Here is an 18745-nt window from a genome sequence, read left to right as displayed (position 1 = left end):
GCCGGCTGCGGCCGGCACGCTGCCAAGAGGAGAGATGTTTGCCATGAAGCGTAGGGAATTCATCGCGGCCAGCGCCGCTGTCGCCGCCAGCAGCCTGCTGCCGCAGACCCCCGCCTGGGCACGCGGGCGCAAGGTGCGCCTGGCCATGATCGGCACCGGCATGCGCGGGCTGGTGCTGCTGAAGGAACTGGTGCGTCGCGACGACGTCGAAGTGGTTGCCGTCTGCGATATCGAGCCGATCATGCTCGGCCGTGCCACAGAGATGGTGGCGAAGGCCGGCAAGCCCGCGCCGAAGACCTATGGCCAGGACCGCGACACCAACGCCTGGAAGCGACTTCTGGAACAGAAGGGCATCGATGGCGTGATCATCGCCACGCCGTGGGAATACCACGCACCGATGGCGATTGCCGCGATGCAGGCCGGTGTGGCCGTCGGCTGCGAAGTGGTGGCTGGCATCACCCTGCAGGACCACTGGGACGTGCTGAAGACGCAACTGAGCACCGGTACCCCGTACATGCTGCTGGAGAACGTCTGCTACCGCCGCGACGTGATGGCGGCGTTGCAGATGGTGCGCCAGGGCCTGTTCGGCGAACTGGTGCATCTGCAGGCCGGCTACCAGCACGACCTGCGCGGCGTGAAGTTCAATTCCGGCGATCCCAACCAGCCCTACGACAGCGGCGTGGAGTTCGGTCCCAAGGGCTGGAGCGAAGCACGCTGGCGCACCGAGCATTCGGTGGAGCGCAACGGCGAGCTGTATCCCAGTCACGGCATCGGCCCGTGCGCGATGTACACCGGCATCAACCGTGGCAACCGCTTCACCCACATCAACGCCTTCGCGACCAAGGCACGCGGCCTGCACGAATACACCGTGGCCAAGAGTGGCGGCACCACCCACCCCAGCACCAAGGTGAAGTTCAAGCTCGGCGATATCGTCACCACCACGCTGGCCTGCGAGAACGGCGAGACCATCCTGCTGCAGCACGACACCTCGCTGCCGCGCCCGTATTCAATGGGTTTCCGTGTGCAAGGCACCAAGGGCCTGTGGATGGACGTGAACCATTCGGTCCACATCGAAGGCCGCAGCCCGCCGCACCAGTGGGAGGAGTTCAAGAAGTACCAGGATGAGTACGAACACCCGCTGTGGAAGCAGAATGCCGACACCGCCGCCAGCGCCGGCCACGGTGGCATGGACTGGTTCGTCATCCATGCATTTGTTGAAGCACTGAAGGCCAAGGCACCGATGCCGATCGACATCTACGACGCGGTGACCTGGAGTGCGATCACCCCGTTGAGCGAGCAGTCGATCGCCAACGGCTTCCAGACGCTGGAGTTCCCGGACTTTACTGCTGGTGCGTGGAAGACGCGCAAGCCGATCTTCGCGTTCGACGGGAAGTATTGAGGTTTACACCCTTCCACGCTGTGACGGAGACGCCGGGCACTGCCCGGTGTTTCTGTTTCTGGAAGCATTCGTCTTGTAGAGCCGAGCCCACGCCTGGCTGCTTGTTCGGTCGGTCGCTCGCTTTATCAGAAAACTCTGAAATCCGACCCACTCCACAGTTTCTGACTTGAATGTGTAAACCACATCGGAGATAACGTTCCCCGTGCGGTCATGGCCGCATTCCGGACCAGGGACGATCCGAAGCATGACGTGGTGAGGCAGCTGCCCCACGTTCTCGTTCCCGCCGGAGCTGTGTTCGTCCAGGAAGGAGAACAGGGATGTTGGAACGACTGAAGACCATTTCGTGTGCCGCACTGGCGATGATCGCGCTAGGGAGCTTGGCTCCTTGGGCTGCGCAGGCGCAGGAGGTGCAGAAGAAGTGGGAGAGCTACCTGTCGATGGGCCAGCCGCGAGCCACCGAAGCGGCGGTGCAGAAGGACATCAAGTCGCTCTTTTCCCAGTACGAAAAGGACAAACCCTTCGATTGGCATGTCAAACGCCAACGCGTCCTTGGAAAGAAGGTCATCTACGATTACCGGGTCAGACCCGAGAAGATCGTTACTACCGACTGGGTCTACATCCACTCAGGGCAGGAGTACTCCTCCGAAGATCAGATTCGTAGCGTGATCCTCGCTACCCGCGTCAGCGACCCGCGGGCGGTGGGGCGCATCTTGGCGCAGGGACGTCAGCCAATGCTTCGAAGAGCTCAGGGCCGCTGCCAAAGAAATCTTGGGGCGTCTATCGATACTCTGAAATGGCGGGCGGTTGGGGGCCATCGATTGGCGGCTCCATTCAAGGTTCAGATAATCTTATGAAGGGCAATAAGGACGGTGATAATTGGGCGTCGTTTCGTCGCCTGTTCTCACTGGACGATATGGGAAGAGATAAGGTGGGTGGTGGATCCCTTTCTGTTCCTCCGCTGCCTGGAGTTGGGTTTGGCGTCATGTCGGGATCTGGTTACACAGTTTCTGGGCAGATAGCTACGCCGACTGGAAATGGGTGCGGGTGTCCTTGAGATGAATAAATACAATCGATTCCTTCGGGCTTACTACATCATGTTCTTCTGGGCACTCAGGCTAGTTGCTTGCCTTGCAGCTGCCGTGAATATAGTAATCCTTGCTTTTGTGCTGATTGATCTTGCTGATGGAGGCCGAGACTATGGATTTACGGGCTTGGCGTTTGTCGCTTTCTCTCTTTGCATAGCTTTTGCCATGTGGAAAATCGGGTCTGTCGGCCTGCTCCGTCTCCGGCAAGCGAAGGAGTCATAGATCTTGCGAGGTCGTCGGTCGCGGGAGCGAGTGTGAGGGCTTTAGGCCAGCGCGCCCGTGTCGTGATCGCCTTCCACAGCTGCGATGCGCTTGCCTGTCGAATCCTCCGGATATGGGCTATAGCTATGACGTAGCACCCGCTGCCTGGGCCGCAGACAAGCGGCTTCGCCAAGGGGCGTCTGGGGCAGGTGCTGCACGCCAATGGCTGCCCCCAGTACTGCCACGACCGCTTCGGCCAGGTCACCCGCAAGGTGCAGACCGTCAACGGCGTTGCCAGCACGCTGCGCTATGCCTACAGCAAGGCGGGCCGCCTGGCCGCGCTGACCTACCCGGGTGGCAGCGTGGCCGACTACGTGCGCGATACCCAGGGCCGCATCAGCCAGATCGGCCTGACCCGGCCCGGCCAGGCGCGCCAGTTCGTGGGGAACAACGTGACCTACGCGGCCTTCGGTCCGGCCACTGGCTGGACATATGGCAACGGCCGCCAGCTGCAGCGTCCGCTGGATCTGGATTATTGCCCGCAGGCGGTGCATGACCCGGCCGCCGGTGGCCTGTCGCTGGGCTATGGCTATGATCCCGTCGGTTCGATCACCGAGCTGAAGAACGGCACAGGCTCGACGGCGCTGGCCAAGTACGCCTATGACGCGCTGGGTCGCCTGACCCAGACCCAAGACGGATAAAAAGCAATCCTGGAGAGTGGGTGAATTTCATGAAAGAGGGTGGGGTCAAATGAGCATGTTCAAGAAGACTGGTCTTCTCCTGTATCTGGTGGGTGCAGGGTATGTAAATGCGCAGGTGCCCCCTCAGCCGGAAAGGCCGGTGGTTGAGCTTGACGGCTCGATCGCGACGGATAGTGGCGCTGAGCTTGATGATAAGCAGCTACTTGCGTTGACTGGCCGCGCAGACGCGGGCGACGCTGAGGCAGCGTTTCGAATCTCACGCCACTTTGAGGGCAGAGGCACGGCTGGCAGCTCCCACATGTGGCTTGTCTATGCCGCAGCACTGGGGCACCCGATTGCACAGTACAACGTGTTCTTCATGTTGAAGGACAAGAAGGACTGCGCGTCATCAAGTGAGGCATACGCATGGCTCAAGATTGCCGCGTTGAACGGGGTGAGAGCCGCGGACTCTGAACTTGAGCGAGCGGCCCGCATAGCAGCTCAACGATGCGGTAGTAAACGATAGGGAGAGAGAGATCACTTGCCGATTGAGGGCTAGTAACGTCCAGCTACCCACTAAGTCCCCAGGCTCACATGGTGCGCAGAGGATGGGCGTGGGCTTTCGGCTACCGGTCGTATGTCAATAGATGGGCATGTGCAGCAACTTCAAAACAAGCAGGCGCGGTTGAGGCGATTGCTTGCTGATTCTGCAGCAAAGCGCTGTGCAGGTTATAGCAATGAGGCTTGGCAATGGGTGACTATGGCTCAATCAATTTGAGATATACATAATGTTTGATAAAGAGCGCGTGGAAAAAATAGCTGAAGCTTGGGTCAATTTTAATCGGCTCGCAATCGATGCGATTGAGCGGGATCCGCTCACAGGCGGGCTGGATGAAGTTGATGACATCATCCAGCGAGATCCTAGCGAAGGTTGGAAATTCATTGAGGCTGTCAGGCGGATGGATGTAGATGCGCACCTACTTTCCAATCTTGCTGCCGGACCTTTGGAGGACTACCTGGTTGCCCACGGCGAAACCGAGATCGAGAGGGTTGAACGCTTGGCAAAACACGACCCGTCTCTTCGGGATCTCCTCGCTCAGACGTGGAAGAACTCGATGTCGGATGAGGTGTGGCGGCGGGTACAACGTGCTGCCACATCAGGTTAGGCTGCCATGGGTAACGCTCGAACGCCTTATGACTACGCTTGGCAGCTTCGCTATCGGCATGGCCCGCGAGGCCGCAGGGGGAGTGCAGTGCAATAAGTAATAAATGCGGGAGGCCGTTGCGGAAGTGCATGCGGGAGATTGGCAAGGAGCTTCAGCCCGCGAAAATGAATCTTCCGGAATCAATAAACCACCTGCTTTGGTGGATGTCTGATGACTCAACCATTCAGCGCGGGCAAAGATGATGAAATTTATTCCCATTATTTTTATCTGCTCAGTCTTCACTATCACCTCTTGCGATCGCAAGGGCAGGGAAGTTGTGCCGGAGGGCGTGATCGAAGTCTATGATTCGGCAGAGGGGGGTGCCGTAATTGGTACAAGTACTACTCCGGTTCCGGTTGTTGGATATGTCTATCCGGACAAGACTCGTTACGTGCTGAAGGTTTGCCATCTGGGTCACATAGGATATGTGCGGGATGGAATACGGGAGCTAAGGGCAGCAGTAAACCCGAGGTCATGCTGCCCGGAAACCGCGAGGAGCGCGGACTAGAATTAACTAAACGAGGCGAAACTGAGATCATCAAGTTGGAGACTGTGGCGAAACAGGAGCTGCCACTGCGTGAATTACCTAGTTGGATGTGGGCCAGGGCGTACCCCAGCCAGGTTGGGAAGACACAGTGATGGCAGGGCACCTCGGAGCGGTCCCGCAACCGGCCATCGTGACTGCGGTGGATGGCGAAGCGCGCAACCATGACGCAGTGGGCAATACCACCAGCACCGGCAGCTACAACCACCGCGGTGACGCGTACTGTGTACTCAGGCTAGTGGCGCAGCACAGATCACGTTGTACGACGAGGCTGGGTAGTGGCTGGGGAACTATTCGGGCACGGGCCAAGCGCAACGGCAGGCCATCTGGCTGGACAACTACCCGGTGGCGTTGATCAATGTGCCGGGCCCCGGTATACCGGAGCTAGATCAGCACTTTCGGATACGCAGGTGGCGTCCCGTCGTCTTTGGTAGATCAACTTGGTATGTGTCCCTGCGACGAGTGCGTTGACTACCTAAGCATAACGTTCGGTGTGGCAGGCCTCACCTTTGGAGGCTTGGAAGCTGTGAATGGCGCAGGAGTCACCATTGCCGGTGTTTTGTCTCTGCAGCCCGAAGTTGCAATCCCCGGATTTCTGGTAATGGTGAATGGTGTGGCAACGGCGTACGATGGAGTGTCAGCGATACAAACCGCACAGGATGGAAAGGGAAGAGAATCCACCTACACCGAGGCGGCGGGGGATTGCTGTGGTATTTGGCGCGAATGCGGGAGAGCTGTTGTCATTCGGCTTCACATTGAGCAGTTGCCTTCAGGTCACACCAGAACTGCTGCAACGCGTAGCTACTGACAAGGATGCCATGAAGGTGGTGAAGGATGTTTGGGGTGGGTCTGGGTGCAATTGCAGATAATTGAGATGATATGCATATGCGCAATAGAATACTGAATTGGCTCGGTTTGGTGTTTTTTTCGCTAATTTTTCTGAGGTCATCGTCCTATCTCGCATTGAAGGTGTATGCGATTGGTCACCTTGAGAGGGGCGATTATTTTGTAATGTTGCCTCTGGCGCTGGGTTCGCTCCTGATCTGCGGCATGTTTGTGGCAATTGTTCTTAAGAACGTAAAATCCAATCAATAGATTCCACCTGGAAGTTCACGCGCGACGTATGGATCCGTCAAGTGATTGGCCAAGGAGATGAGCCGATGGGTATCACTATCCATGATTTCAAGATGACCGGAATTCGTCTTGATCCGGTGTCCGGAGTGACTGTTTCTCTGTTTGATGACTCTGTGCAGGGATCCTATGATTTGGTCTTTGGCCGAGTCAGGAAGGCGAGCATTGATGGCTTCTCTAGCCAGAATGTCGTACTCGATCTCAAGGTCTTCCATCGAAAGGATGATTCCTTTGAATTCCAGCGGTGTTGCTTTCTCCTTGGTCTAGACCCAGTGGCTGCCCGGGAAATTGTCGATGGCGACACCTTGGTCTTCATTGAGGCCTCTGTCGGCGCAGAAATTGCACTTCTAGTAGAGGGGACTTGGGAAAGCCGGTTGATCCCGGTCAAATCATGATTCTTGATCTGTCGAATGCATCGCTCCAAGACGCACGCACCGCCTGGCTTGTAGGTCGACAGGGATCTGACAGAGAGATGGATTACAGGACGGATCACCATCGGGCCAACGCAATGGGCTCTACCGTGCGTGCAGCCCGATGAACATCATCGATCCTGTACTCAGCGAACTGCTTTCCCGGCTCGGTGTCGACACTGACTTCGGCGACGCGGTGCTGACTTGTCCGGAGACCCAAGGGCCTATGAGGACACGCCCCTGCATGTGGTGGCCTATTACAACGATGTGGCCCTCCGCAGCGCATTGATGCCCTTCGTGACCAACATCGATGTGCGTGGTGATCTTGATCTGACGCCGCTGGCAAGTGCGGTGGCACATGGCAGCGTCGCGGCAGCGGCTTATCTCCTCTGGTGTGGTGCAGACCCGCACGCAGGGAATGAGCTTGATCGGACACCACTGGAAATGATGTGCCAGGACCCGAGGTTTGATGATGCGGTGCGTATGGTCGACACCGCAGATGGAGCCTGGTGATGGAAACTTCTGAAAAGAGGTTCTACCGATGCGCCTGATGACCTTCATCTGCCCACTTTGTGGCGCTAGCGGGCAGCGCTTTCCGCTGCGATCTGCTGGAAAGCGTCAAGCGAAGGCGTCCTGCCGGGGGTGTCGCGTCGAGCTTCGTTCAGACCCGCGGTTGGGCACGTACACGCTCTATCTTCTGTACACACAGGTCATCATCCTGGTGGCAGCATTGCCGCTGATCGGGGCCAGTGTCGCGGGTGAATGGGCGCGGCTGGGAATGATCTGTGCGGTGGTGCTGGTGCTGTGCTGGTTCCCCGGCGCGATCAGGCACGCACGAAGTCCGATCGTGCGCGCTTGCCGGGATCCCGATTACAGTTATGCGCGCAGGCCGGGTGTTTCGACTACGCACGCTGCCGCAAGCCCGGGGCAGAGTAGCGACACGCCAAGCGCCAGCCCATGATAGGGAAGTCAAGAAATGACATGCCATCTTGGGCACGAGGTACAAATCATAGATCATTTTGCAGAACGGGTTGCAGATGATAATTAGCATTTGGCCGGCCCTTTCTGGGGCTTTCATGTCTATGCCGAAGGCTGGTATCTTGCGTGCAGCGGTGCTGCTCTTGCCAATGCTAGGGGGCTGCAGCATTCACCAGTTTCAACATACGGAATGGAAGTCGGACTGGGTAGATGTTTCGTCCGATGCGATTTTCCCTGGCAATTCAACGACTCTGCCGCTTGACCGCATTTCCACGCTTGATCCTGATAGTGAAGCAGCCATTGTGGAGTGGATGTTGAAGCATTCGCTGGCCGTGGTATCGGCATCAGAGGTTAAAGGGAAGATCGGTCCAATGCCGTTGAGTGACCTGAAGCCAGCGCCCGGGGAGAGCGTCTACTTCGTCAGGGCCGCTTCGGATGAAAGTAGGGGCAAGTTCATCGGCTACGTCAACGACAAGGGACTTCTCATCATGTATGGGGTGATGGGGGGCTGCGGTGAGCAGAAGCAACGGGTGGTTGCCGTGAGCCTTCGGGAGAAGCCCGCCAATGTATTCGGTCGATGCTCGGCGGCGCTATAGTGCGCTGAAGCGCCGAGCTCCGCCTACTGCCTGGCGGATGACGCCAGGTGTGCGACCAATGGCGCGCTCGGCAACCGCAAGGGAGATCGGCGCAGCGCGACCAATGCGTTCGAGCAGATCGTTCTGGGGAGGTAATGGAAAACAGTCAAAGGAAATCGGGGTTGCTCAAGAGTTCTCTCGATGCCAAAGGCTTCTTCCTGCGCGCTTTGTCTGTCGCGTCCGTCTGTGTGCTCGCCCTGAGCGCATGCGAGAATGACCGCTTAGGGGAGCTGCAGCTGAAACCCATCTACGCGGAACTGAGTAGTGCGTATTACGGTGGGATGTGCGAGGGTGCAGCCGGTCCAGACGCCAGTATCGAGAAGGTTCGTGCGGTGCGCATTGGTACGATCGCTGGTGATTGCGCAGTGCTCTATTTGGACGGAGTAGATAGGAAGGGTGAGCCCGTGATCTATGGAGCGAAAACTGGGGATCGGCCTGAATGTGCTGGATTGATACGAAAGCTCGAAGTCGGACGGGCAAGCGCGGCAGTTCTCGGCAGGGCGCGGGAAATATGCAGATAGTGATTTTCAGATATTCTCCGTATGACCTCCACTGTTGGGGGGCGCAGATGCCCGCTGTGGGCCGGCAGTCGCAATCTTCTTCTCAGTGCCAGCCTGGCCTTAAGAAACTCGAATTCGGCGTCTAGTATGAAGATGAATTTGGATACCTTGGAAAAGGTCTCATCAATATTGTTCGACGCGCTCCGCTCCAGGGGCTTGCAAGAGAACTGGCCGCACTGTTCAGGAGGTATCGGATTCCACTGGCCCAGCTGCGAACGCTGGAGGCAGGCAGGTACTCTCGAGCGCTGCGCGATGCGTTGCGCGAGTAGGGCGCCAAGCGGGATGCAAGGTGCATGAGCTCCCGCGCTCCTCCACCAAAGAACGCGATCGGCCTGCACGCCCTCGGAGAGGTACAAGATGAAAGCCAGGCAGATTCTTCGGTACGGGCTGGCCTACGCGGTGTCGTGTGGAGCACTCTGGCTGTTCCTGCACTTTGTGGGCAGGGCGCTTTACGCCTTCGACTCACATCAGGTTTTCTTCTGGCTGTATGCCGTCAGCCTTCTGTTGCTGGGAATTGGCGCACGGGTTCCCGCCTCTGGCCGCCTGACGTTCAGGCGGCTTGCCAAGGGGGCAGGCCTAGGGCTGCTCGCGGGCCTTCTGGCCCAGGTCGTGGTACTTGTACTGGAAGCCTACAGATTCAGCGGATTCAGGCCATCGCTGCTCTGGCAGGTACCGGTTCGCTGACGGTGATCAGCGTCGTGCTGCTCACGCCGCTCTGGGGCGTAGTGCTGGTTGCCCTCACCGCCGCATTCCGCCGCGACAACCACCCACATCAGGCCTCGAACCCATGAAGCGCCTGACTGCCTTTTGCCTCGCGGCCGCACTGACATCCTGTGCGGCGCATCCGAACCGCACGACGAAGTGTCAGCCGGCCCAATTCACTTACATCGGCACCGAGAGCATCGACGGGCTGACCTATGGGCGCTTCCAGGTCAGCCACAACGCTGGTCAGCCGCTTCAGCTGTGGGTGGATGAGAGACGCAGGTTGAACTCAAGGACCGCTCGCGCAGAGATGAGGCGCACAGGCGAAGATGCTTGGCGGCCTTACAACGTGATCCTTGAGGAAATCACACCGGGAGCGATCGGGGTGTCGATCGGGCAGGGTGAACAGCAGAGCGTTTTGTTCGATGGTGATGGCGTGTTCCTGCCCGGCCAATCCAGTGCGGACACGGAGTACTCCATCGTGGTACGGGATGCAGCCGGTTGCGAACATCGCACCGCGTCATTCATTCCCTGACGTTGCCGCCGCTGTGCGAGATTCTCGGTCACCCCCGCTCAGCGGCACCCACTGCATGCGCAGCGGGTGCCCCACAGCGGTCTGCGCGATCTCAATCGGCACGCCATCCCGCAGCCACGCGGCCCGCCAGCACCAGCTCGGTATCTGAGGTCAAACTACAGCAAATGCCAATGTCCCGCGAACTGATTTTCATAAGGTGCATGAAGGGCGCAGCTGCAGTTGGAGCGTTGGCGATCTGCTGCGCGCTGATTGCGTCCATGATGAATATGGGCTGTCCAGTCGTTGGGTACTCTCCAGCAGTCATGCTTGCTCTTTTTTTCGCATTGCTGGTGCTGCTTGTGTATTCCAAGTTCGAACTGGCGGGGAGGGGAATTCTGTCGGTTGAGGTTGGGCGAGTGCGATTCGCATTCGCTATGGCTTTCCTGGCCGAGATGTTCATGATTGGGTTGCTGGTCGCCCGCAACCTCGAATGCGATAGCTTCGTTCGCGCGATTCCCATTCCTGGGGCACTACTTGTCTTCTATACAGCTGCCGCCTTCTCATTTGTATTCAGTGACTTCTACCTTGGTGCAGCGCGAAAAATCATCAGACTTGGTGCTCGGCCGAGGAACTTCTTAAGAGACAAATAGTTGGAACTGCCTTTGTGGTGCGTGAGCATCCGCCACGTGAGTGGCGGGTGCTCCGCAGGGATAGCGCCAGTTCTGACTCAATCGGCACGCCATCCCGCAGCCACCCGGTCCGCCAGCACCAGCTCGGTATCCACCTGCCGGCCATCGCGCAGATAACGGATGCCCACGCGCGTCCCAACCGGACGCTCACGCAATAGCGCACGCCAGTCCGCCAGCATCCGCGTGGCAATCGGCTCGCCTGAAACCATGACAATGCGATCATCCCTGCGCAGCCCGGCGCGTGCACCGGCGCTGGACGGCGCCACATCGGCCACACGCAGTGCATCGTGTTCGGCTTGCAGCCACAGCCCGCTGCGGTCGAAGGCATCGGCCTGCGTGCTTTCGGCATTGGGTACCAGATAGAGGCGCTTGGCACCGTAGTCGATGCCCATCGAGAAGCGCCGCAGCACGCCGCCACCCAGGATCGCACCGTAGTCGGCCAGGGCCAGCGCACCCTTGTCAGTGCTGGACAGATCACCGACCAGACCAGTGACCTCGATATCGCCCATGCGCAGCACACCGAGCCGGGCAGGTCGCGCCCGCCCCGGGCCACCCAGGCCCCATCCAAGCACCGCCTCCTCACTGGCGTGGTATTTCTCCAACAGACCATGGGTACGCACGAACGGACTGCTCAGGCTCAGCGAGTTGCGTGAGCCGGTGTCCAGCCACAGGCGAAGCGGGATGCCGTCAAGCTCGCCATTCAGTACCGGCGCGCGGTCATCCTGTTCGAACGGCAGCACCACCGCGTTGGCAGGCGGCTGGTAGTGGCCCGGCAGGGTGAAGCCGAGCACGCGCGCGCCATAGTCGAAGGTGGTGACGAAGCGCAGGAAGGTCTCGTAGCCGATGAAGCCATCATGCGGCACGCCCATCGAGTTGATCTGCTGGCCGAGGTCGATGATGTGGAACACCGGGTTTGCAAGGTGCGCGCCACCGATGCGCAGGTGGCGGGCCTGTGCCAGGCCCAGGTCGCTGGCGTTGTCGCCGGCACCATGCACGCTCAGGCGGCCCGTGGTGGTCAGCCCCAGGCGCTTGGCGGCGGTCGGTGTCAGCAGATTGATGGCGCCCGTATCCACCAGGAATCGCGCCGGCTGTCCGTCCACTTCGGCCTCGATGTAGACATGGTTGTTGATCAGGTCGAACGGAATGCGGGTGGTGCCGCTGGCATCCTCGATATAGCTGTCATGGGCCATCATTGGCGGTGCATACACGGTGTCTGTTACCGGGCCATCCACCTGGTAGCGCTGCACCTGTACATCGCTGCGCAGTCGCGGATCAGCACGGCCCCGGGCATCGAGGGTGTCGGTGATGATGCGATGGGGCAGCAACAGGCCTTCGACCGCCCGGTAGTCCTCCAGTGCGGTGGCGGTGGGTGTGCGAGCGGATGCAATGACCACGCGGCCGAGCAGGCCGCTGCCCGTATCGAACCAGAGCTCGATCGGGTCGGCGCCCCTCGGCTTCGTGGCCAGGACGGTATAGCGCCGGCCATCCAGAGCCTCGGTGCGGGGCGCGGCAAAGTGCGTGGTCGGATAGGCGTTGGACCAATAGGCACGGGTCGCCAGCCACGACTGCATGCGCGCGGTCCGACGTGGCACGGTGCCATCCAGCAGGCCGACCTCGCCGCCATAGTCGCGCCGCCAGGACAGTTGCCCATCAAAGCCCTGCGCGACGGTGAAGTCTCCCAGTTGCGCCTGTTCGGCATAGCGCCCGGCACGCAGGTCCTGGTTGAGCTGCCAGCGCCCGTGCAGGCCGCCCACCGACTGCTCGCCCACCGCCTGCAGACGCTGTACCGACAGCCACTGCTCGCCACCACTGGCTACGCGGGCCTTGGCCAGCACATCGGCAGCATCCACCCCCGCGGCGTGTGCCGGAACCGCCAGCACCCACAGCAGGCCACCTAGCATCCATCGCAAACGCATCGCCTCACCTCCTTCGTTGGATCAGGAGGTGATGGCAGCGCACGGACCGGGGATATTCGACCGGGCGTGAAGGATTGGACGTTCAGTTGGACGCGGTGAGGCGGCGGTACTCGCTCGGCGTCTGTCCGGTGGCGCGCTTGAACGCGCTGTTGAAGGTCGACTTGCTGCCGAAGCCGGCGGCAAGGCCGATGTCCAGCACGCTGCGGAGGTCGGACGGATCGGACAGGCACGCCCTCGCGGCAGCGACGCGGAAGCTGTTCACGAACTCGGAGAAGCTCTGGCCCACCCCTTGGTTGAGCGCCTGCGAGACCTGGTTGGGTGACCAGCCGCTGCGCTGGCTGAGGGTCTGAAGATCCAGCCCGGGCGCTTCATGCAGGCGTTCGTCCTGCATCAATGCGGTCAGCGCGCTGGCGATGGCCGCGCATTGTGCTGCGTCGATGCCCGAGCGTTCGTAGCGTGCGTGGGTCGTATCCTCGGCGGACGCGGTCATGTCCACCATGATGGGTGCCGCAGTGCTCGCACGTACGCGCAGCTGCTGGCGTACGACCCGGCACGCCAGCAGGTACATGCCCATGGTGGTCAGCAGGCTGAGCCCGATGCTGGCCAGCAGTGGAGCAGCGTCCGGCGGCCACCGGTTCATTGCGCTGGCAAGCCAGCATCCCGCCATCACGATCGCCAGCCCGCGCAGTCCGCTGCGTTGGATGGCGGCTCCGGGCGGGGCGGGCGGCACACGCAGCGAGAGCCACAGCGCGGCCAGCAGGTAGGGAGCACCCTGCAGCAGCCAGCCGTGGAAACTGAGCTGGAACAGCACATCGCCCAGCGGTGAGGCCTCGAAAGGCGCGAGTGCGTTCAACAGGGAAATGGCGAACGCGAGGCCAGCCGGCAGCAGATGCGCGAGCGGCAAGGGTGTTGCAGCGGCCTGCGCGGGTGTCAGCAGCGCACGCGCATGGCCATACAGCAGTGGACCGAGCAGATAGACCAGAGGCACTTCGATGACCCGCAGCCAGCGCACGGCGTCGGGCGAGAGCCAGGCCTGGCCACCCAGCAGCACCAATCCGAACAGATTGGCGGCGGCGAAACAGGCGAGGAATGCGGTGAGCAGCGGGTTCCCACGCGATGTGCGACCGACGCTCACGCCGGTGGACAAGGTGGCCAGGCCGAGAATCGCAGCACCCGCGGCCAGCTTCAGCAGATCCGGTGGCGTCATGCGCGCAGTGTTGATGAAGCACGTGGCAACGTCCAGCGCGGGCTGGCGGCGTGCAGGCAACACAGGGGAAGATGGCGCGCCCGGAGGGATTCGAACCCCCGACCAATGGCTTCGGAAGCCACTACTCTATCCGGCTGAGCTACGGGCGCGTTGTAGAACCGCCGCGCCGTCGGCCGGTGCCGGGGCGGGCATCGCAGCGCCATGAAGCGGTGCGGGACCGGCATTCTATCCAGTTTCGCCGAACAAATCTCCCCCCACGGGCAAAGCCGTGCCGGAGGGGCAGGAGTATCCTATCGCCATGGCTGATACCCCCCTCACTTCGCCGCAGTCGCCGGCGACGCCGCGTTGGCGGCATTACTGGAGTCTGATGCGCGCTGATCGCCCGATCGGCACGCTGCTGCTGCTGTGGCCCACCTGGTGGGCGTTGTGGCTGGCCGCGGGCGGCCTGCCGCCGCTGTGGACGCTGTTCGTGTTCACCGCCGGCGTGTGGCTGACCCGCTCGGCCGGTTGCGTCATCAACGACTACGCCGACCGCTGGCTCGACCCGCATGTGGAGCGCACCAAGGCACGCCCGCTGGCCACCGGTGCGATCAGCGGCCGCGCCGCGCTGGCGCTGTTCGCCGTACTGATGCTGGTGGCGTTCGGCCTGGTGCTGACCCTGAACGGGCTGACCATCGGCCTGAGCTTCATCGGCGTGTTCCTGGCTGCCAGCTATCCGTACCTGAAGCGCTATACCCATCTGCCGCAGGTCTACCTGGGCATGTCGTTCGGCTGGGGCATCCCGATGGCGTTCGCCGCCGTGCAGGGCGAGGTGCCGATGCTGGGCTGGCTGCTGTATGCCGGCAACATCCTGTGGTCCACCGCCTACGACACCTGGTACGCCATGGTCGACCGCGAGGACGACCTGAAGATGGGCTCGCACTCCACCGCGATCCTGTTCGGTGATCTCGACTTGGTCATCCAGGGCGTGCTGTACGCACTGTTCCTGGCCACGATGGCGCTGGTCGGCGTGCGCGGCGGGCTGGGCGGGTACTACCTGGCCGGCGTGGCCGTGGCCACCGCGCTGGTGGTGTACGAGTTCTGGATCTGCCGCAACCGCGAACGCGGCCCGTGCTTCAAGGCGTTCCTGCACAACAACTGGGTGGGTGCCGCGCTGTTTGCCGGCATCGCCGTGGACCTGGCGCTGCGTTGATCCCAAGGCCTGGTAGAGCCGGCCGCTGGCCGGCTGCACGACCATCCCGATTGGGAAATTGCCGGCCAGCTGCCGGCGCTACCGCCTTCCACCACCTGCGGTGATGCCTGGATCTGGTAGAGCCGGCCGCTGGCCGGCTGCACCCGTGCGCGATCCCGAGGTTGCCGGCCAGCGGCCGGCACTACCGTTCTGTGCCGCCTACGACCAATAGGTGGCTGACAGCCCGCACCCCACCGCCCAGAATCGATCCATCGAACCTGGGAGGGTAGGCGATGGCCTCTACGGCAGCAGTACAGGACGGCTGGATGGCGCGCGCAGCGCTGCGTTCGGCCGCCTGGGCGGAAAAGTGGTTCCCCGACGCGTATGTGTTCGCGGTGCTGGGCGTGGTCATCGTCGCGCTGGCCGCGATGGGCTTCGGCTCGACCCCGCAGGCCACCGCGAGCGCCTTCGGTGACGGCTTCTGGAGCCTGATTCCCTTCACCATGCAGATGGCCTTCGTGGTCATCGGTGGCTACGCCGTGGCCACCGCGCCGGTGGTCGCGCGCTTCATCGACTTCCTGGCCCGGGTGCCGCGTACCGGCCGCGGTGCGGTGGTGTACGTGGGCCTGGTCAGCATGCTCGCCTCGCTGCTCAGCTGGGGGTTCTCGCTGGTGTTCGGTGGCCTGCTGGTGCGTGCGCTGGCCCGTCGTACCGAACTGCGCATGGACTACCGCGCCGCCGGTGCTTCGGCGTACCTCGGCCTGGGTGCGGTGTGGGCAATGGGGCTCAGTTCCTCGGCCGCACAGCTGCAGGCCAACCCGGCCAGCATGCCGCCGGGGCTGGTGGAGATCACCGGCGTGCTGCCGTTCACCGAAACCATCTTCCTGTGGCAGTCGATCGCGCTGACCTCGGTGCTGATCCTGGTCTCGCTGCTGATCGCCTGGCTGACGGCACCCGCGGCGGGTAGTGCGCGTACCGCCGAGGCGTTCCCCGGTGCTGCACAGGCCGAGCCGGAACCGCTGCAGCGACGCACGCGCCCGGGCGAATGGCTGGAATACAGCCCGCTGCTGACCGTGCTGCTCTCGCTGCTGGCGTTCGGCTGGCTGTTCAACGAGTTCGCCAACAAGCCGGTGATCACCGCCATCGCCAACCTCAATACCTACAACTTCCTGTTCATCTCGTTGGGCCTGCTGCTGCACTGGCGCCCGCGCAGCTTCCTCAACGCGGTGGCCAAGGCGGTGCCGAGTACCACCGGCGTGCTGATCCAGTTCCCGCTGTACGGCGGCATCGCGATGATCCTCACCCACGCCGCTGGCGGTGACGGGCAGACCCTGGCGCACCGGCTGTCGAGCCTGTTCGTGCACGTGGCCAGCACCGATTCGTTCGCGCTGGTGATGGGCGTCTATTCGGCCGTGCTGGGCTTCTTCGTGCCGTCCGGTGGCGGCAAGTGGATCATCGAGGCGCCGTACGTGATGCAGGCCGCCAACGAACTGAAGGCGCACCTGGGCTGGGCGGTGCAGGTCTACAACGCGGCCGAAGCCCTGCCCAACCTGATCAACCCGTTCTGGATGCTGCCGCTGCTGGGCGTGCTGGGCCTGAAGGCACGCGACATCGTGGGCTTCACCTTCATCCAATTGCTGGTGCACATCCCGCTGGTGCTGGGCCTGTTGTGGCTGCTGGGCATGACCCTGGCGTATGTGCCACCGGTGATGCCGTAGTCCAGTATCCCCGGATCATGCGGCTTCCTACTTTGAAAGCCGCATGGCCAGAACGCGCGCTGCTCAGATTTCATTGGGCTTGTTGCCCAGTGCGGCATCCGCTTCGAACCAGCTTCGCGCAGTATTGCCAACATACTTGGTCAACGCATAGTTGGCCCCTGAGCCGATGACGACTCCGATGCCGAACGGAATGGCTTTTTCCAGCGCCTTGCGGGTAAAGGTGATGCCGATCTTCTTGAAGAGTTCCTTGAGAGCTTGCAACACGGCGCCCTTCAAGTACTGACGGACCATCTTTACGCCAGCATTTGAGGCGATCCGAGTCGACGCTTCGACGCCGAGCTTCTCCAGAGAACCTCCTGCGGCGATGAGAAAAGCCAGGTGCCTGGCGTCTTCGCCATTCACGTCCCATCCATAGGCCTCAGCCAAGCACATGGTCATGTCGACCTGCAGTTTCATGCTGATGCTTGCATCGGCGAGACCACCGCCAACCATTGCCAGGGCCGTACCAATTCCCGGGATGACCCCGGTCAGAGCAGTCGCTCCCCCCGTGGTGGCTGACATCCGGCAATAACGGCTGATGATCTTGTCGGCCACCAACCCTGCAACCTCGTGCTGGCCGCGTGTTGGATCCCGGGAGAGAATCTGGCGCCTGTACTGGGCGACGAGGGCCTTCGCGTCTGCGGGACTGATCGCGATGCTCTCGACCGCTTTGAGGAGGCGAGAGTCACTTGCTTCTGCAACCACGGCGTTCATTTAGACGTTCCTTGTTGATGCTTGGAAAGATGGGCCGTCCATAGCAGCCCGTCCGCAGCCTATCGGCTTCGGGTAGCCATTCTTGAGCGAACGCTCGCGCATTCCGGTGCGCCCTACAGCACTGAATACGTGCTCCTGTCATTACCCCATAAGGACATGCCGAACCCGCATGAATCCTTCAGCGGCTTGTGCCGCAAGGACTTTCGCGTGTTCATTCACGCGCGTACACACAGGTGTAGCCGTCCGCCAACGCGCGATTAACTCTTCGCTGCAGACGATGGCCCTGTCCACCGCATTCCGCGCGTGGCTTTGGAGATCGGACATGGCACAGCAGAACCAGAACCCGAACCAGAAGCAGCAGGGCCAGCAGAACCAGCAGGATCAGCAGGATCAGCAGCAGGGCCGTGGCCGCGACCAGCAGCAGCAACAGCAGCAGGAACAGCAGCAGCGCAACCAGCGCAATCAGCAGCAAGGTGGGCAGGACGAGGAAGAGTGACGTCGGTACCCACCCTGGGCAACCCCCGAAGCCCCGCCGCGCGCGGGGCTTCGCTTATTCCAGCACGCCGATGCGTTGCAGCACCGGCGCGGCCGACATGTCATTGGGATTGGTGCCGGGCTGATCCTGCGGCACCTCCATGCCCATGCCGCGGTACAGATCGACCCAATGCTGTGCGATCTGCCCGGTCTGCGGATTGCGGAAGTTCATCGGCTGCAGCGCGAACACATGGTGCGCACGGAACGCACGCTCGATGAAGTCGGAACAGTAGTAGCTGTCCTCGTTCAACACATACGACGTGTTGTACGGCTTGCCCAGCATCATGCGCGCGGTGGCGACCGCATCCTTGATCGCCGCCTGCTGCGGTGCCCGCAGGCGATAGACCACGATCTGCCGCTGCTTGGCCCGGGCGTCCTGGCGGAACTCGACCAGCGATTGCCGGCGCGATCCTTTCTCGTCCGCATGCAATACCTCCCAGCCCTTCGGCGTGGAAGCGACCAAGGCGACGTGATCGAAGCTGGGCGCGCCCTGCTTGCCGGTGGCATCGTCGATGGCCGCACTGAGGCCGCTGCGGCCGGCGGTGACGAACAGCAGATCACCTTCGTGGACATCGACGGCCATCGCCAGCGCTGGCCACAGGGCGGGCAACAGCAGGCCGATCATGAGCAGGAGGCGACGCATGGAGAGTCTCGGACAGGCGGAGTGCCGGAATTGTAGGGCGCGCGGTAGCATGGGACGACCCAACCGGATT

General features: G+C 61.6%; 17 protein-coding genes, 1 tRNA gene and 2 pseudogenes. 15 read left to right on the top strand and 5 right to left on the bottom strand.

Annotation, left to right across the window (positions count from 1 at the left end):
* The first annotated feature begins 43 nt into the window (after positions 1-43).
* The 12 genes and pseudogenes from AC5P5W_RS09660 to AC5P5W_RS09605 all read left to right on the top strand — a co-directional run bounded on the left by AC5P5W_RS09660 (position 44) and on the right by AC5P5W_RS09605 (position 10694).
* On the top strand, positions 44-1399 hold the full coding sequence (locus AC5P5W_RS09660) for a Gfo/Idh/MocA family oxidoreductase (RefSeq protein WP_197574549.1): 1356 nt from the start codon (positions 44-46) through the stop codon (positions 1397-1399).
* Between the two features lie 317 nt (positions 1400-1716).
* Positions 1717-2253 carry a hypothetical protein gene (locus AC5P5W_RS09655; protein WP_239508259.1) on the top strand — a complete coding sequence of 179 codons (537 nt, stop codon included), beginning with the start codon at positions 1717-1719 and terminating at the stop codon, positions 2251-2253.
* Positions 2254-2815: 562 nt separating this feature from the next.
* Positions 2816-3383: pseudogene (locus AC5P5W_RS09650) on the top strand (RHS repeat-associated core domain-containing protein); the annotation flags it as partial.
* A 52-nt stretch (positions 3384-3435) separates the two neighbouring features.
* Positions 3436-3891, top strand: a complete 456-nt coding sequence (locus AC5P5W_RS09645) for an SEL1-like repeat protein (protein ID WP_142235068.1) — start codon at positions 3436-3438, stop codon at positions 3889-3891.
* 262 nt (positions 3892-4153) lie between these two features.
* Positions 4154-4531: a DUF6869 domain-containing protein gene (locus tag AC5P5W_RS09640; protein ID WP_495221065.1), complete on the top strand. Its 378-nt coding sequence runs from the start codon at positions 4154-4156 to the stop codon at positions 4529-4531.
* A gap of 673 nt (positions 4532-5204) precedes the next feature.
* A pseudogene (locus AC5P5W_RS09635) lies at positions 5205-5501 on the top strand (hypothetical protein); the annotation flags it as partial.
* Between the two features lie 773 nt (positions 5502-6274).
* A complete protein-coding gene (locus AC5P5W_RS09630; RefSeq protein WP_111205652.1) occupies positions 6275-6640 on the top strand; it encodes a hypothetical protein in 366 nt (121 codons plus the stop codon).
* Positions 6641-6904: 264 nt separating this feature from the next.
* Positions 6905-7168 carry an ankyrin repeat domain-containing protein gene (locus AC5P5W_RS09625; protein ID WP_164077373.1) on the top strand — a complete coding sequence of 88 codons (264 nt, stop codon included), beginning with the start codon at positions 6905-6907 and terminating at the stop codon, positions 7166-7168.
* Between the two features lie 563 nt (positions 7169-7731).
* Positions 7732-8229, top strand: a complete 498-nt coding sequence (locus AC5P5W_RS09620; protein ID WP_495221064.1) for a hypothetical protein — start codon at positions 7732-7734, stop codon at positions 8227-8229.
* Positions 8230-9185: 956 nt separating this feature from the next.
* Complete coding sequence (locus AC5P5W_RS09615) at positions 9186-9512, top strand: hypothetical protein (protein ID WP_495221063.1); 327 nt, start codon at positions 9186-9188, stop codon at positions 9510-9512.
* A 103-nt stretch (positions 9513-9615) separates the two neighbouring features.
* The gene (locus AC5P5W_RS09610) at positions 9616-10065 is read left to right on the top strand and encodes an adhesin (RefSeq protein WP_197574551.1); all 450 of its coding nucleotides are present in this window, start codon (positions 9616-9618) and stop codon (positions 10063-10065) included.
* Positions 10066-10235: 170 nt separating this feature from the next.
* On the top strand, positions 10236-10694 hold the full coding sequence (locus AC5P5W_RS09605; protein ID WP_142235072.1) for a hypothetical protein: 459 nt from the start codon (positions 10236-10238) through the stop codon (positions 10692-10694).
* 77 nt (positions 10695-10771) lie between these two features.
* On the opposite strand, the gene AC5P5W_RS09600 is transcribed toward AC5P5W_RS09605, so the two are convergent.
* The 3 genes from AC5P5W_RS09600 to AC5P5W_RS09590 form a co-directional block, all read right to left on the bottom strand.
* A complete protein-coding gene (locus tag AC5P5W_RS09600) occupies positions 10772-12649 on the bottom strand; it encodes an aspartyl protease family protein (RefSeq protein ID WP_197574552.1) in 1878 nt (625 codons plus the stop codon).
* Positions 12650-12731: 82 nt separating this feature from the next.
* Positions 12732-13856, bottom strand: coding sequence for a helix-turn-helix domain-containing protein (locus AC5P5W_RS09595; RefSeq protein WP_197574553.1), 1125 nt, complete (start codon positions 13854-13856; stop codon positions 12732-12734).
* Positions 13857-13928: 72 nt separating this feature from the next.
* A tRNA-Arg gene (locus tag AC5P5W_RS09590) sits at positions 13929-14005 on the bottom strand.
* A 149-nt stretch (positions 14006-14154) separates the two neighbouring features.
* Between AC5P5W_RS09590 and ubiA the strand changes: the two genes are divergently transcribed.
* Positions 14155-15048, top strand: a complete 894-nt coding sequence (gene ubiA, locus AC5P5W_RS09585) for a 4-hydroxybenzoate octaprenyltransferase (protein WP_005411493.1) — start codon at positions 14155-14157, stop codon at positions 15046-15048.
* Positions 15049-15320: 272 nt separating this feature from the next.
* A complete protein-coding gene (locus AC5P5W_RS09580; protein ID WP_181454184.1) occupies positions 15321-16745 on the top strand; it encodes a short-chain fatty acid transporter in 1425 nt (474 codons plus the stop codon).
* Positions 16746-16808: 63 nt separating this feature from the next.
* Here AC5P5W_RS09580 and AC5P5W_RS09575 read toward each other — a convergent pair whose 3' ends face one another.
* On the bottom strand, positions 16809-17498 hold the full coding sequence (locus tag AC5P5W_RS09575) for an EcsC family protein (protein ID WP_032958748.1): 690 nt from the start codon (positions 17496-17498) through the stop codon (positions 16809-16811).
* Positions 17499-17820: 322 nt separating this feature from the next.
* Between AC5P5W_RS09575 and AC5P5W_RS09570 the strand changes: the two genes are divergently transcribed.
* Positions 17821-17994, top strand: coding sequence for a hypothetical protein (locus AC5P5W_RS09570; RefSeq protein ID WP_167345307.1), 174 nt, complete (start codon positions 17821-17823; stop codon positions 17992-17994).
* A 54-nt stretch (positions 17995-18048) separates the two neighbouring features.
* Here AC5P5W_RS09570 and AC5P5W_RS09565 read toward each other — a convergent pair whose 3' ends face one another.
* A complete protein-coding gene (locus AC5P5W_RS09565; RefSeq protein WP_053495303.1) occupies positions 18049-18675 on the bottom strand; it encodes a YiiX/YebB-like N1pC/P60 family cysteine hydrolase in 627 nt (208 codons plus the stop codon).
* Positions 18676-18745: the final 70 nt, after the last annotated feature.

It is taken from the genome of Stenotrophomonas sp. YJH_SMC_123 (assembly GCF_059368215.1).
Note: the sequence above shows the minus strand (reverse complement) of the source record. Positions and strands in the feature narration are given on the sequence as shown.

Bases quoted from the DNA above. Each gene is read 5' to 3' on its own strand.
- AC5P5W_RS09640 (WP_495221065.1), top strand. From the start codon at position 4,154: ATGTTTGATAAAGAGCGCGTGGAAAAAATAGCTGAAGCTTGGGTCAAT.
- AC5P5W_RS09570 (WP_167345307.1), top strand. From the start codon at position 17,821: ATGGCACAGCAGAACCAGAACCCGAACCAGAAGCAGCAGGGCCAGCAG.
- AC5P5W_RS09580 (WP_181454184.1), top strand. From the start codon at position 15,321: ATGGCCTCTACGGCAGCAGTACAGGACGGCTGGATGGCGCGCGCAGCG.
- ubiA (WP_005411493.1), top strand. From the start codon at position 14,155: ATGGCTGATACCCCCCTCACTTCGCCGCAGTCGCCGGCGACGCCGCGT.
- AC5P5W_RS09655 (WP_239508259.1), top strand. From the start codon at position 1,717: ATGTTGGAACGACTGAAGACCATTTCGTGTGCCGCACTGGCGATGATC.
- AC5P5W_RS09600 (WP_197574552.1), bottom strand. From the start codon at position 12,649: ATGCGTTTGCGATGGATGCTAGGTGGCCTGCTGTGGGTGCTGGCGGTT.
- AC5P5W_RS09615 (WP_495221063.1), top strand. From the start codon at position 9,186: ATGAAAGCCAGGCAGATTCTTCGGTACGGGCTGGCCTACGCGGTGTCG.
- AC5P5W_RS09575 (WP_032958748.1), bottom strand. From the start codon at position 17,498: ATGAACGCCGTGGTTGCAGAAGCAAGTGACTCTCGCCTCCTCAAAGCG.
- AC5P5W_RS09595 (WP_197574553.1), bottom strand. From the start codon at position 13,856: ATGACGCCACCGGATCTGCTGAAGCTGGCCGCGGGTGCTGCGATTCTC.
- AC5P5W_RS09565 (WP_053495303.1), bottom strand. From the start codon at position 18,675: ATGCGTCGCCTCCTGCTCATGATCGGCCTGCTGTTGCCCGCCCTGTGG.
- AC5P5W_RS09645 (WP_142235068.1), top strand. From the start codon at position 3,436: ATGAGCATGTTCAAGAAGACTGGTCTTCTCCTGTATCTGGTGGGTGCA.
- AC5P5W_RS09605 (WP_142235072.1), top strand. From the start codon at position 10,236: ATGTCCCGCGAACTGATTTTCATAAGGTGCATGAAGGGCGCAGCTGCA.
- AC5P5W_RS09630 (WP_111205652.1), top strand. From the start codon at position 6,275: ATGGGTATCACTATCCATGATTTCAAGATGACCGGAATTCGTCTTGAT.
- AC5P5W_RS09620 (WP_495221064.1), top strand. From the start codon at position 7,732: ATGTCTATGCCGAAGGCTGGTATCTTGCGTGCAGCGGTGCTGCTCTTG.
- AC5P5W_RS09660 (WP_197574549.1), top strand. From the start codon at position 44: ATGAAGCGTAGGGAATTCATCGCGGCCAGCGCCGCTGTCGCCGCCAGC.
- AC5P5W_RS09610 (WP_197574551.1), top strand. From the start codon at position 9,616: ATGAAGCGCCTGACTGCCTTTTGCCTCGCGGCCGCACTGACATCCTGT.